Raw genomic sequence first — 12965 nt, 5'->3', positions numbered from 1 at the left:
CCGGCGGCCGCTTTCCGGCCCGTGCCAGGATGAGGCCATGGCGCGGGGACCGGTGGCGTTCGTGCTCGGGGGCGGGGGAGTCCTCGGCGCGGTCGAGGTGGGCATGCTGCGGGCCCTGTTCCGGGCCGGGATCCGGCCCGACATGGTGCTCGGCACGTCGATCGGGGCGGTCAACGGCGCCCTGGTCGCCGCCGAACCGTCCGAGGCGGTCACCGACCGGCTGGTCCGGCTCTGGGCCTCGCCCGAGGCGAGCGAGGTGTACGGCGACTCGGTGGCCCGGCAACTGCGCCGGTTCGCCGCCCGGACCCACCTGCACTCGCCCCGCCCGCTGCGCAAGCTGCTGGAGAGCGAGCTGGGCGCGGAGACCACCTTCGCCGACCTCCGGGTGCCGTTCCGCTGCTGCGCCGCGAACATCGAGCGGGCCGCCGAGCACTGGTTCGACAGCGGTCCGCTGGTGCCGGCCGTGCTGGCCTCCGCCTCGGTGCCGGGGCTGCTGCCGCCCGCCCAGATCGGCGACCAGCACTACGTCGACGGCGGGATCGTCAACTCCATCCCGATCGGCGAGGCCGTCGCCGCCGGCGCCGGGCGGATCTTCGTACTCCAGGTGGGGCGGATCGAGCGGGAGCTGAGCCCGCCCCGGCGACCCTGGGAGATCGCCCAGGTCGCGTTCGAGATCGCCCGGCGCCACCGGTTCGCCCGGGAGATGGCGGCCCTGCCCGACGGGGTGGAGGTGCACGTGCTGCCCACCGGCGGGTTGAACCCGCGCGACGACACGCCGTGGGCGTACCGGGACATGGCGGCGGTGGGGCGGCGGATCAGCCGGGCCTACACGGCCTCGCGGCACTACCTGGCCACCCAGGTGCAGCGCTGATGCCCCTGCCGCCGCGGTGGCTGCGCCGGGTGCTCCTGGCCCCCGGCGTGGTGCTGCTCGCCTTCCTGGTGGTGACCACCCTGCCGGTCTGGGCGCTGCTCGCGGCGGCCGCCTCGCCGCTGGTCCCGGGCCGGCTCCGGCCGCTGCGACTGCTCTGGATCGGCTGCGTCTACCTGGTCTGGGACGCGGCGGCGCTGCTCGCGCTCTTCGGGCTCTGGGTCGCCTCCGGCTTCGGCTGGCGGGCCCGCTCGCCGGCCTTCCAGCGGGCGCACTACGTGCTCGCCGGCTGGTTCCTGCGGGTGCTCTTCTGGCAGGCCCGCTGGACGCTGCACCTGAGCATCGACGTGGTGGGCACCGACCCCGACACGGCCCTGCCCGGCCGGCCGGAACTGGTGCTCTGCCGGCATGCCGGCCCCGGCGACTCGTTCATCCTGATCCACGCCCTGGTGAACTGGTTCAACCGGGAGCCGCGGATCGTGCTCAAGGACAGCCTCCAGTGGGATCCGGCGATCGACGTGCTGCTCAACCGGCTGCCCAACCGCTTCCTCGCGCCCGGCCCGGACGGGCGGGGTTCGGTGACCGAGCAGATCGGGCACCTGGCGGAGGGCCTGGACGACGACGACGCCTTCGTGATCTTCCCGGAGGGCGGCAACTTCACCCCGCGCCGCCGGCTGCGGGCCATCGCGCGGCTGCGCGCGCTGGGTCTGGAGCGCATGGCGCTGCGCGCGGAACGGATGCGGCACGTGCTCGCCCCGCAGCCCGGCGGGCTGCTCGCGGCCCTGGACGCCGCCCCCGACGCCGGGGTGATCTTCGTGGCGCACACCGGCCTGGACCGGATGCTCACCGTGGCTGACGTGTGGCGGGAACTGCCGATGGACAAGCGGATCGTCATGCGCTTCTGGTCGGTGCCGCCCGAGGAGGTGCCGACCGGCCGGCAGGAGCGGATCGACTGGCTCTTCGACTGGTGGGCGCGGATCGACGAGTGGATCGCGGCCAATCGGGACGGCGCCGCGTAGGGTGCGCTGGTGGACCAGATCTGCGTGGTGACGACGGTGGTGGACGCGCGGTCGGTCGCCGACGTACTGGCGGCCGCGGCCGTCGCCGGACGGCTGGCGGCCTGCGCGCAGGTGGGCGGCCAGGTGGACAGCACCTACTGGTGGCGTTCCGGGGTGGAGACCAGCACCGAGTGGTCGGTGCAGTTCAAGACCGCGCCGGACCGGGCCGCCGCGCTGGTGGAGCAGATCCGCGCCAGCCATCCGTACGAGGTGCCGGAGATCCTGGTGACCCGGGTGGACAGCGGCGACCCCGCGTACGCCGCCTGGGTGCACGAGCACACCCGCCCCTGAGTACGCGCACTCTGGAGCCGTGACGGGAGCCGGCCGACAATGGCCGGGTGCACAACACCGGTTACCCCTGTCCCGCCTGCGGCGCGCCGGCCTCCCTCGGCTCCGGCTGCTCCGGCTGCGGGCGACCGCCGTACCCGGCCGCCGCCGAGGTGATCCGGCTCGACCGGGAGATCGTCGCACTCGGCGGCGAGGTCGAGCGGGCCCGCGCGGCGTACCAGGGGCTCGCCGACCGGCTGGCGGCGAGCCGGCGGCGCCGGGCGGAGCTGGCCGCCGCGATCCGGGCGGAGTTCCCCGGCCCCGCCGCGCGTCCGGTTCCCGCCGCCGTCCCGGCGTTCGCGCCGGCCCGCCCGGCGCCGGCGTGGCCCGCCGGGGGGCCGGTCGCGCCGGTTCCCGCGCCGGCCGCCGTGGGCGGGGCGGAGACCTCGACCCGGACGGTCCAGAGCCTGCTCTTCGTCCTCGGCGGACTGCTGCTGGGCACCGCGGCGGTGGTCTTCACGGCGGTCGCCTGGGCGGCGGTCGGGGTCGCCGGCCGGGCCCTGATCCTGGCCGCGTTCACCGCGCTCGCCCTGGCCGCGCCGCTGGTGGCGGTGCGGCGGGGGCTGCGCGGCACGGCGGAGACCTTCGCCGCGGTGGGGCTGCTGCTGGTGCTCCTCGACGGGTACGCCGCCTGGACGGTGGACCTGTTCGGGGTGGCCGGCTGGCCCGGCACCCGCTACGCCGCGCTGGTCGGGGGGGCCGGCGCGGCGGTCGCGGCCGGCTACGCCCGGCTCAGCGGGCTGACCGTGCCGTGGTTCGCGGCTCTGGTGACCGCGCATCCGGTGCTGCCCCTGCTCGCCGTCGGGGCCCGGCCGGACGCCGCCGGCTGGGCGGTGGTCTTCGTCGGGGTGGCGCTGCTCGACCTGGCGGTGCTGGTCGCGCTGCGGCCTCGGGGCCCGGCGGGCGGCGCCGCGACCCCGGCCGGCGGGCCACCGACGGTCGCGTCCCCCGGGACCGGGGCACCCACGCCGGCGGTGGCGGTGCCGGGGCCGACGGTCGCGCCACCCGGTGCGGTGGGCGGATCGGGGGAGCGTCCGGTGGTCATCGCCGGGCGCGTCGTCGCCTGGATCGGGTACGCCGGCGCGCTGGCCGTGGCCGCGAGCTGCGCGCTGGTGCCGCTGGCCCTCGGCCGGGCCGCCGGCACCCCGCTGCTGGCCGGGGGCCCGCTGCTGCTGGTGGCACTGACGTTGCTCGGCGCGGCGGTGCTCACCGGCGGTCGGGTGTTCCGCGCCGTCGCCGCCGGGCTGCTGGTGCCGGTGCTGGCCGGGGCGGTCGTCCGCCCCGTCGCGGAGCTGGGGACGGCACCGGTGCTCACGGCGCTGGTCGTGGTGGCGCTGGCCGGCGCGGTGCGGCTGCTGCCCGCCGGCTGGCGGACCGGTCCCCGGGTCGGCGCGCTGCTGGTGGCCGGGGGGACCGCCCAGCTCGCCGTGCTGGGGGCCGTGGTGCTCGCCGGCGGTGCGGTCGGTCGGTCGCTGCCGCCGTGGCACGGTGCCGCCGCCGGGCCGGACATCGCCCGGGGTTGGCAGTTGCCGGTGGTGATCGCGCTGACCCTGGCGGCCGTGGGGCTGCTGCTGCCCCGGGCCGCCCGGCCGGCGCTGGCCGCGTTCGCCGTGGCGGCCACCGTGCTCGCCGTGCCCGCCGGCTGGCCGTCGCCGTGGCCCGCCGTGGTGGCCCTGGACCTGGCTGCGGGGGTGGGCCTGCTGGCCGTCGGGGTGGGGCGGCCCGGCGCCCGGTCCGGGACGACGGTGACGGCGGCGGCGTCCGGAGCCCTCCTGCTCGGGCACGGGCTGCTGGTGGGGCTCGCCGCCCCCGGCGGGGTGGGGGCGGCACTCGCGGTGGTCCTGGCCGCCGGGCTCGCCGTGGCCGCCGCCGGGCGGCGCGGCACGGCCGTCCAACGCGGGATCGCCGGGGTGTCCCTGGCCGTCGCGTCGCCCGCGGTGCCGGCCGTCGCGGCCGTCGCCCTGATCGCGGCCGGCGCGCCGGCCTGGTGGCAGGCGCGGGCGGCGCTGGCCGCCGTCGCGGTGCTGCCGGTCGGGCTGCTCGCGGTCCGCCGGCACTGGCCCGACCTGCGGACGTACGCCTCCGTCGGGCTCGCCGTGGCGGTCGCGCCGGTCGGGTTGGCGCCGGTGATCGTACCGGCCGACGAATCGGTGGCCCTCTACGCCGCCGTGGCGGTCCTGCTGGCGACGCTGAGCGGTGCGGCGCGCTCCGACACCGTCCTGCGGGTGGCCGGCGCCGGGCTGCTGGTGATCTCCCTCGCCGCCGCCGCGCCGGTGGCGTTGACGGTGCTCCTCGCCCCGTACGGCGGGGTGTCGCCCTGGTCCGGGGCGCCTGCGGTCGAGCCCGTCCCGGAGGCGTTCCCGGTCGGCGTGGCGCTGGCCGCGCTGGCGGTGGCCGCGCTGCTGGCGGCGGGGCCCGATCGAGCTGTCCCGGGCGCGGTCCGGCCCGGTGCCGGCAGGTCCGGCGGCGTCGGGGGCGGTGCCGGCACGCCGGGTGCGTTCGGGTCCGGTGCCGGCATGCCAGGCGCCGTCGGGGCCGGCGGCGGAGCGTCGGCGCGCGGCGGGTGGTGGCGGGCCGCGCTCGTCGCGCTGCCGTTCGCGGCGACCGCCCTGCCGGTGCTGCTGGTCGCCGCCGGCGTGCCGTGGCCGGTGGTGCCGGCCGCCACGCTGGCCGTCGGGGTGGTCGCGGTGCTGGTCGCCGCGCTGGCCGCGCCGCGCCCGCTGCTCGCCCCGGTCGGGGTGCCGGTGGGGCTGGCGTTGACCGCCTCCGGGCTGCTCGGGCTGTTGGCCACCAGGGCGGGCACGCTCGCCGGCCTGGGCGTGCTGGTGGTGGCGGCGACCGTGGTCGGCGTGGCCGCCCGCCGGGACGACGCCCGGCTCGTCGGTCGCCTGGTCGCGGTCGCCGCCGCGACCGGTTTCGCGGTCACCGCACCGCTGGCCGGCGGGCTGCCGCTGCGGACGGCCGCGTTCAGCGTGCTCGCCGTCGCGGTGCTCACGCTGGCCGCCGCCGCGCTGCTCGGCGGCCACCGGGCGCAGGTCGGGGCCGCCCCGGCCCGCCGAGGGTCCGCCCCGGCGGCGGTGCTGGACGCGGCCGCCCAGGCGGTGGCGCTGGTCGCGCTGCTGCTCGCGGTCGGGGCGCTCCGGCACGCGGCGGCGGTCTGCGTGCTGTGGGGCGCCGCCGTCGCGCTGCGGGTGTTGCGCCCGGGCGAGCCGGCGGGCCGCCGCTGGTCGTTCGCGGGCATCGCCGGGGGCAGCGAGCTGCTCGGCGGCTGGCTGCTGCTGGCCGCCGGGGGAGTGGCGGTCCTGGAGGCGTACACGGTGCCGGCGGCGGCGCTGGCCCTCGGGGCGGGCGTGGCGGCGCTGCGCACCCGGCCCGGGCTGACCAGCTGGCTGGCGCTGGGCCCGGGGCTCGCGGCCGCGCTGCTGCCGAGCCTGGTGTCGGTGCTGGTGGCGCCGGATCCCCAGCCGTGGCGGCGGCTGCTGCTGGGGGCCGCCGCGCTCGGCACGGTGCTCGCCGGGGCGACCCGTCGCTGGCAGGCGCCGGTGCTGCTCGGCGGGGTCACCCTGGCGCTGCTCGCGCTGCACGAGCTGGTCCGCGGGTGGGACCTGCTGCCCCGGTGGATCTTCCTGGCCGTCGGCGGGTTCGCGCTGATCGGCCTCGCCGCCACGTACGAGCGACGGCGACGGGACCTGGCCCGGCTCCGGGCCGCCGTCGGCCGGATGGGCTGACCGCCGGGGTGCGTGGGGGTAGGGCCTGCCCTACCCCCGCTCGGGGGGTGGACAGGGTTACTCAGCGCAACCGTGCTCGGGAGACTGGACGGCAGGGGCGCGCCGGCCGGCGCGGTACCCGGATCGAGAGAACGGGAGCCGCAATGGTGCTCGCAGCGGTGGCGGACCCGCCGGTACGGCGGGGCAGTGACTACTCACAGTTGTCCCGGCGGATCAGCGGGGCGGGGCTGCTGGAGCGGCGCCCGGGCCGGTACGTGACGCGGATCGTGCTCACCCTGGGCGTCTTCGCGGCGGGCTGGGTCGCGGTCGGGCTGGTCGGGGACTCGTGGGCGCAGCTCCTGGTCGCCGTGTTCCTGGCCGTCGCCACCACGCAGGTCGCGTTCCTCGGCCACGACGCCGGCCACCGGCAGATGTTCCGCCGGCGCGGGCCGAGCGAGGCGGTGGGCCTGCTCACCGGCAACCTGGCGGTGGGGCTCAGCTACGGCTGGTGGGTCGACAAGCACAACCGGCACCACGCCAACCCGAACCACGAGGACGAGGACCCGGACGTCGGGGCGGGCGCGCTGGTCTGGACGTACGAGCAGGCCGCCGCGACGCGCGGCGTCAACCGCTGGCTCGCCCGCCGGCAGGCGTGGCTGTTCTTCCCGATGCTGCTGCTGGAAGGGCTCGCCCTGCACGTGGCGAGCGTGCAGGCGGTCGTCGGGCGGGAGCCGGACGGCGGGTTCCGCACCCCGATGCGGCGCCGGAGGGTGGAGGCGCTGCTGCTGGGCCTGCACGCGGTGGGCTACCTCGGCGGGCTGCTGCTGGCGATGTCCCCGGGCAAGGCGCTGCTGTTCGTCGCCGTCCACCAGGGACTCTGGGGCCTCTACATGGGCTGCTCGTTCGCCCCCAACCACAAGGGGATGCCGATGCCGACCGCCGACGACGAGCTCGACTTCCTGCGCAAGCAGGTGCTGACCTCCCGCAACGTCCGGGGCGGCCGGTTCGTCGACGTCGCGCTCGGCGGGCTCAACTACCAGATCGAGCACCACCTGTTCCCGAACATGCCGCGGGCGAACCTGCGCCGGGCCCAGCCGATCGTGCGCGCGTACTGCGTCGAGCGGGGCATCCCGTACGCCGAGACGGGGCTGGTGGAGTCGTACCGCCAGGCGCTCGCGCACCTGCACGAGGTGGGCCGGCCGCTGCGCGGCTGAGACGCGCGGCGGGGGCGGCGCCGACCGGCGCCGCCCCCGCCTCCGTACGGTCGGGTTCAGGAGCCCATGGACTCGATCAGCTCCTGCGGGGCCTCCTGCGTGTCGCTCGCGGCGGGCTTCTTCACGGTGACCGGGGCGCCGAAGTCCGAGTAGGTGGTGGTCATCATGCCCAGCGACTCGTGCAGCACGCTGGTGTCGATGGCGAACTCGACGAGCCGGCCCTGGTCGTCCACCTTGGCGGTGAACGGGACGGCCTTGGCCTTCTCGCCGAGGGCCTTGATGGACGGGTCGTCGGCCTTCGTGCGGGTGTAGTCGAGGGTGCCGGCGTAGCTGCCGGTGCCCGTCTTCTCGACGTCCACCACGCTCTCGATCATCTGCTTCGCGCCGCCCGGGTCGCCCTCGGGCATCAGGTTGAACTGGCCGCTCTTACCGAGCTTGGTGGTGTCCATGTGCAGCCACTTCTTCGGCATCCCCTGCATACCGGTGATCTTCAGGTAGGCGTCGTCGCCGAGCAGCAGGATCCGGAAGGTGCCCTCCGCGCCCAGCTTCATCGTCATGTCGCCGGTCTTGGTGGCCGGGTCCATCACGCCGCTGCCGTTGACGACCGCCGACTTCAGTTCCATCCGGACGCTCTGCTGGTTGAGCTTCTGCGCGGCGGCGGTCAGCTCGGCACGGGCGTCCGCCGGGGCCGAGCTGGCGGGTGCCGCGCCGGTGCCGTTGCCGGCCGGAGCGTCCGCGTCCGTCTTCGTGCCGCACCCGGTGAGACCGAGGCTGAGCGCGGCGACGATAGCGACCCCCGTGGTCGCCAGCCGTCGAGTGTTCATGCTGAGAATCTCCTCTGGCAGGGTGGGCCGGGGGCGACGCCGGTCGCGGCCCGGCCGGGCCGCCGGTCAGCCTAACGTCCGCCACCCACAGCCGTGGATCTATGTCCCGCCCCGCCGCCTGCCGGGTGGGACACACCTCCCGCCGCTGGTCGGCGTCGTTCCGACCCCTCCCGGTAGGGTCTCCCCATGGCAGACGTGCTCACCGCCGAGGCGGTGCGAGACGAGCTGGGCGGGCTGGCGGGCTGGTCGGGAGACCCGACCGGGATCACCCGCACCGTGGAGCTGGCCAGTTTCCCGGAGGCCATCGCGGTCGTCGACCGGGTCGCCGTGACGGCGGAGGAGCTGGACCACCACCCCGACATCGACATCCGCTGGCGCACCCTGACGTTCCGCTGCGTGACGCACTCGGCGCGCGGGGTAACCCGGCGTGATCTGGAACTGGCCCGGCGGATCGACGAGATCGTGGGGAGCGTCCGATGAGATTCGAGATCAGCAAGGTGCTCGACGCCATCGAGGGGCGGGTCTGCACCGACCCGTCGCTGGCCCGGGCCGTCCTCGACCTGGCCGAGGTGATCCGCTACCAGGACCTCGACGGCGGCCGGCCGGCCAGCCTGCTCCGCCTCGGCATGGTGATCGACGCCCTCGCCCGGGAGCTGGAGGAGGACAGCGTCCCCGTCTACGCGGTCGTCCACCGGGCGCTGCTCTCCGACGCCGACCTCACCTCCAACGAGCGGATGGTGGTCCGCCGGTGGGCCGACGACGGGCTGGTCGAGGTGCTCGACAACCCGGGCGACCGGATGCTGGAGGTGGCCGACCTGCTCGGGCTGCCGGTGCTCACCCGGGTGCGGACGGACGGCCTGCGCGGGCGCTACCCGTGGCTGGTCGAGCAGCCCGGCCGTGTGCTCGCCCCGGTGCCGGGCGCCGGCGGGCCGGCCTTCGTCGCCCACGTCGGCGGCGGGCACACCCCGGTCGCCGGCGACCGGTCGCCGGCCGGCGTGAAGCTGCTCTCCCGGCAGTGGCGCTGCCCGGAGCCGGGCTGCGCGCTCTTCGGCGGCGGGGGCGGCGGGTCCTTCGCCGACCTGGCCCGGGTGGAGCGCAGCCCCGCCGCCCAGCCTCCGCCCTCCCTGCGCGGTGGCGCGCCCACCTGCCCGCGGCACGGCGTCCGGCTCGGCGACGCCGGTCCGCGACCGCGCAGCGAGGTCCTGGCCGTCCGCGTCGGCGGGCTGATCCGGCGCCGCTTCGTGCTCACCGAGGACCAGCCGGCGCTGGTCGGCCGGGCGCCCGACCAGGCCGGCGGGATCGTGCTCGGCCAGTGGCTCAACGACGAGGCGCGCCGGTGGATCAGCCGCAGCCACCTCCGGTTCGAGCTGCGGGTCGGCGAGGTGATCGTGACCGACGTGAGCACCAACGGCTCCGGCATCCGGCCGGGCGGGTCGATGGCGGAGAGCGACCGCGTCCCGCTGGCGCCGAAGCAGTCGCGGGTGGTGGCCGAGGGCGACATGGTCGAGCTCTACCCCGGGGTGCAGATCGGCCGGCCCGGCGAGCTTCCCGCCGGCGCGCCGTACACGCCGAACTCGGTGATGGCCGAGGCCCCCACGATGGCGATGCGCCTGCCCCGCTGACTGTCGGGGAAACGACGGCGGGCGCCGGGACCGTGGTCCCGACGCCCGCCGCTGTCGTACGGGGTCAGCCGGCCAGCACGGCGGCGAGCTGGGCCACCGCGTGGTCGATCTCCTCCTCGGTGATCACCAGCGGCGGGGCGAGCCGGATGGTGGAGCCGTGGGTGTCCTTGGCCAGCACGCCGCGCTCGGCGAGCCGCTCACACGCCTCCCGGCCGCTCATCAGCGCCGGGTCGATGTCCAGCCCCGCCCACAGTCCGCGGCCCCGTACGGCGACCAGGCCCCTGCCGACCAGCGACTGGAGGCCGGCGTGCAGCCGGGCGCCCAGCTCGGTCGAGCGGCGCTGGAACTCGCCGGTGGCCAGCAGCCGGACCACCTCGGTGGCGACCGCGCAGGCCAGCGGGTTGCCGCCGAAGGTCGAGCCGTGCTGGCCCGGCTTCAGCACACCCAGCACGTCGGAGTTCGCGGCCACCGCGGAGACCGGCACGATGCCGCCGCCCAGCGCCTTGCCGAGCAGGTACATGTCCGGTACGACGCCCTCGTGCTCGCAGGCGAAGGTGGCGCCGGTGCGGCCGAGGCCGGACTGGATCTCGTCGGCGACGAAGAGCACGTTCCGCTCGGTGCAGACCCGGCGTACGCCCGGCAGGTAGCCCTCCGGCGGCACGACGACGCCCTGCTCGCCCTGGATGGGCTCGAGCAGCACCGCGACGGTGTTCTCGTCGATGGCGGCGGTCAGCGCGTCCAGGTCGCCGTAGGGCACGACCGTGAAGCCCGGGGTGTACGGCCCGAAGTCGGCGCGGGCGTCCTCGTCGGTGGAGAAGCTGACGATGGTGGTCGTGCGGCCGTGGAAGTTCCCCTCGGCGACCACGATGTTGGCCTCGCCCGGCGTCACGCCCTTGACCTGGTAGCCCCACTTGCGGGCCACCTTGATGCCGGTCTCCACCGCCTCGGCGCCGGTGTTCATCGGCAGCACGAGGTCCTTGCCGCAGAGCTCGGCCAGCTCCCGGCAGAAGTCGGCGAACTGGTCGTGGATGAACGCCCGGCTGGTGAGGGTCAGCTTGTCGAGCTGCGCGTGCGCGGCCGCGACGAGCTGCGGGTGCCGGTGCCCGAAGTTCAGCGCGGAGTAGCCGGCCAGGCAGTCGAGGTAGCGGCGGCCGTCCACGTCGGTCAGCCAGGCGCCCTCGGCGGAGGAGATGACCACCGGCAGCGGGTGGTAGTTGTGCGCGGTCCACCGCTCCGCGTCGCGGACCGCCTCCGGCGTCCGCAGCATGTCCTCGATCACTTGCTCGCCTTTCCCTGACGGAGTCGCAACGTGCAGCACTTCGGCCCGCCGCCGGCCTTCCGCAGCTCGGACAGGTCGACGCCGATGGTCTCGTAGCCCCGGTCGCGCAGCTTCGCGGCCAGGCCGGTGGCCTGCGCGGGCAGCACCACGTGCCGGCCGTCGCTGACCGCGTTCAGCCCGAAGACCTCGGCGTCGGCCAGGGTGGCGTGCACCGCGTCCGGGAAGAGCCGGCGCAGCACGGCCCGGCTGCCGGGCGAGAACGCCTCCGGCAGGTAGGCCACGGTCCGCTCGTCGAGCACGGTGAGCGCGGTGTCCAGGTGGTAGAAGCGCGGGTCGACCAGCTGCATGGTGACCACCGGGTAGCCGAAGACCTCCTGGAGCTGCGCGTGCGAGGCGTGCGCGGTGCGGAAGCCGGTGCCGGCCAGCAGGAAGTCGCCGGCCAGCAGGATGTCGCCCTCGCCCTCGTTGACGTGCTTCGGGTCGTGCATCTCGAAGCCGGCGGCCTCGAACCAGGCGCGGTACGCGGGGGCCTCGTCGGCGCGCTGCGGGTCGCGGAACTGCACGGCCATCGCCCTGCCGTCGATCACCGTGCCGCCGTTGGCGGCGAAGACCATGTCGGGCAGCCCGGGCACCGGAGTGATCTCCTCGACGGTGTGGCCCAGGTCCCGGTAGATCTGGCGCAGCTGCTCCCACTGCCGGACGGCGAGGTCGGCGTCGACCGGGGCCGTCGGGTCCATCCACGGGTTGATCGCGTAGTCGACGGCGAAGTACGTCGGCCGGCACATCAGGAAGCGCTGGCTGGTGGCGTCCATCGTCATTGTCCTGCTCCCAGGGGGTCGGGCGCGCCCCGGCCATCTTCGACCCACGGGGCTGGCGCCGTCCGTCAACGCTATGCGGGCCGGGCCGACAGGATCCACCGGTGATGGTTGCGTGGGGCGGACGATCGTTGCGTATGAGACCGTGCAGCCGTCGAATCGTTGCGTCCTGGCGGAGACGGCCGTGGTCCGGGCCGGCGTGGACCGCTCGCCCGATCAGCCCTGCGACGGAGCGAAGCAGCGCGCCGCCGGTCCAACCGGCCCCGGACGCACTTCGGGGGCGGCGAACCGCCGCCCCCGAAAGGATGTGCCCGGCTGGTGAACCACCAGGCTGGTCGGGCGTCGCCGATGAACCATGAACCACCGGCACTGCCGGCGCACCGCCGGCGAGCCCGACAGTGCCCGCTAGAAGCGGTCCGCAAACTGTGAGTCGAGCCACTCCCGCAGGCGCCCCACCCAGTCGCCGTCGGTGGTCGGCCAGTCGAACTGGCCGGTCATCGCGAGCACGCCCAGCACCACCGCGCCGAGGCCGAACGCGATGCCCAGCAGGGCGTCGGTCTTGCCCGCGATGTGCCGGCGCCGGGTGGCCACGAGACCCAGCACGGCGAGGACCGCGCCGACCGCACCGAGCCCGATGCCGTACCCGGCGAGGGTGCCGGTGAGCACGAAGAGGGCACCGGCGACGCCGACGACCAGGCCGAGCGTGGCGAGCAGGCTGGCCCGGGGCTTCGGGCCGGCGACCACCGACCGCTCCGGGGCGCGGTCGGCGACGCCGTCGCCGTCCCGGTCGACGGGGTGGTCCACCGGGCGGTCCCGGTCCGTCCCGGCGACCCGCGCCGCCGCCGCGTCCCGGTCCAGGTCGACCGTCCGGCCGTCGACGGTCCGTTCGAGGGCCGGGTCCGCGTCGGTGATCCGGGGGTTGCGCCGGGTGTCGTCGTCGGCCGGCCGGGCGGTGGCCGCCCGCGCGACGGCGGCGCGCTCGGCCGCCCGCCGCTCGGCGTCGCCGCCCCGACCGTCGGCTCCGGTCGCCCGACCGTCGGCTCCGGTCGCGGCGCCGCTGCGGTACGTCGCCTGGTCGCTGTCCCGGTCGGTCACCACCGGGCGGTCGGCCCGGCCCGTGTCCTCGGCCCGGTCCCGGCCGCCCGCGTCGTCGTCCGTCGGTGCCGGCTCCGTCCGGCGCGACAGGGAAGGAATCTTGACCACAACACACCTCCTGATGAATGCGCGGCGGCCGATGGAGCGGGTGGCGCC

The 12965-nt window shown here is 76.3% G+C and carries 11 protein-coding genes; 7 read left to right on the top strand and 4 right to left on the bottom strand.

Translation table 11 applies throughout. From position 1 onward, the window contains the following. Positions 1-37 precede the first annotated feature (37 nt). The 5 genes from ABT006_RS06855 (at position 38) to ABT006_RS06835 (ending at position 7174) form a co-directional block, all read left to right on the top strand. The gene (locus tag ABT006_RS06855) at positions 38-871 is read left to right on the top strand and encodes a patatin-like phospholipase family protein (protein ID WP_350703709.1); all 834 of its coding nucleotides are present in this window, start codon (positions 38-40) and stop codon (positions 869-871) included. After that, on the top strand, positions 871-1887 hold the full coding sequence (locus ABT006_RS06850) for a 1-acyl-sn-glycerol-3-phosphate acyltransferase (RefSeq protein WP_350703707.1): 1017 nt from the start codon (positions 871-873) through the stop codon (positions 1885-1887). The genes ABT006_RS06855 and ABT006_RS06850 overlap by 1 nt, the downstream gene beginning before the upstream one ends. A gap of 9 nt (positions 1888-1896) precedes the next feature. Next, positions 1897-2217, top strand: a complete 321-nt coding sequence (cutA, locus tag ABT006_RS06845) for a divalent-cation tolerance protein CutA (RefSeq protein ID WP_350703705.1) — start codon at positions 1897-1899, stop codon at positions 2215-2217. A gap of 47 nt (positions 2218-2264) precedes the next feature. Further along, positions 2265-5981, top strand: coding sequence for an SCO7613 C-terminal domain-containing membrane protein (locus tag ABT006_RS06840; RefSeq protein ID WP_350703704.1), 3717 nt, complete (start codon positions 2265-2267; stop codon positions 5979-5981). Positions 5982-6124: 143 nt separating this feature from the next. Next, entirely contained in the window at positions 6125-7174 is a 1050-nt protein-coding gene (locus ABT006_RS06835) for a fatty acid desaturase family protein (protein ID WP_350703702.1), read from the top strand. A 56-nt stretch (positions 7175-7230) separates the two neighbouring features. Here ABT006_RS06835 and ABT006_RS06830 read toward each other — a convergent pair whose 3' ends face one another. Continuing rightward, a complete protein-coding gene (locus ABT006_RS06830) occupies positions 7231-7998 on the bottom strand; it encodes a hypothetical protein (protein ID WP_350703701.1) in 768 nt (255 codons plus the stop codon). Positions 7999-8184: 186 nt separating this feature from the next. On the opposite strand from ABT006_RS06830, the gene ABT006_RS06825 reads away from it, so the two are divergent. Further along, positions 8185-8478: a 4a-hydroxytetrahydrobiopterin dehydratase gene (locus tag ABT006_RS06825; RefSeq protein ID WP_350703699.1), complete on the top strand. Its 294-nt coding sequence runs from the start codon at positions 8185-8187 to the stop codon at positions 8476-8478. Further along, positions 8475-9620 (top strand): FHA domain-containing protein, encoded by a 1146-nt coding sequence (locus tag ABT006_RS06820; RefSeq protein ID WP_350703697.1) that lies wholly within the window; start codon positions 8475-8477, stop codon positions 9618-9620. The genes ABT006_RS06825 and ABT006_RS06820 overlap by 4 nt, the downstream gene beginning before the upstream one ends. Before the next feature lie 64 nt (positions 9621-9684). On the opposite strand, the gene rocD is transcribed toward ABT006_RS06820, so the two are convergent. From rocD to ABT006_RS06805, 3 genes are all read right to left on the bottom strand, one after another. Then, positions 9685-10899, bottom strand: a complete 1215-nt coding sequence (gene rocD / locus ABT006_RS06815; protein ID WP_350703695.1) for an ornithine--oxo-acid transaminase — start codon at positions 10897-10899, stop codon at positions 9685-9687. Further along, entirely contained in the window at positions 10896-11711 is an 816-nt protein-coding gene (gene ddaH / locus ABT006_RS06810) for a dimethylargininase (RefSeq protein WP_350704147.1), read from the bottom strand. The genes rocD and ddaH overlap by 4 nt, the downstream gene beginning before the upstream one ends. A 408-nt stretch (positions 11712-12119) precedes the next feature. Beyond that, the gene (locus tag ABT006_RS06805; RefSeq protein ID WP_350703693.1) at positions 12120-12917 is read right to left on the bottom strand and encodes a DMT family transporter; all 798 of its coding nucleotides are present in this window, start codon (positions 12915-12917) and stop codon (positions 12120-12122) included. Between the last annotated feature and the right edge of the window lie 48 nt (positions 12918-12965).

Source organism: Micromonospora sp. NPDC002717 (assembly GCF_040295705.1).
In the GTDB taxonomy this organism is placed as follows: Bacteria; Actinomycetota; Actinomycetes; order Mycobacteriales; family Micromonosporaceae; genus Micromonospora.
The sequence above is the reverse complement of the archived record's forward strand: the minus strand, read 5'-3'. Positions and strand labels throughout refer to the sequence as shown.

Coding starts and splice junctions, on each gene's coding strand:
- ABT006_RS06855 (WP_350703709.1), top strand. CDS start 38: ATGGCGCGGGGACCGGTGGCGTTCGTGCTCGGGGGCGGGGGAGTCCTC.
- ABT006_RS06850 (WP_350703707.1), top strand. CDS start 871: ATGCCCCTGCCGCCGCGGTGGCTGCGCCGGGTGCTCCTGGCCCCCGGC.
- ABT006_RS06835 (WP_350703702.1), top strand. CDS start 6,125: ATGGTGCTCGCAGCGGTGGCGGACCCGCCGGTACGGCGGGGCAGTGAC.
- ABT006_RS06830 (WP_350703701.1), bottom strand. CDS start 7,998: ATGAACACTCGACGGCTGGCGACCACGGGGGTCGCTATCGTCGCCGCG.
- ABT006_RS06825 (WP_350703699.1), top strand. CDS start 8,185: ATGGCAGACGTGCTCACCGCCGAGGCGGTGCGAGACGAGCTGGGCGGG.
- ABT006_RS06820 (WP_350703697.1), top strand. CDS start 8,475: ATGAGATTCGAGATCAGCAAGGTGCTCGACGCCATCGAGGGGCGGGTC.
- ddaH (WP_350704147.1), bottom strand. CDS start 11,711: ATGGACGCCACCAGCCAGCGCTTCCTGATGTGCCGGCCGACGTACTTC.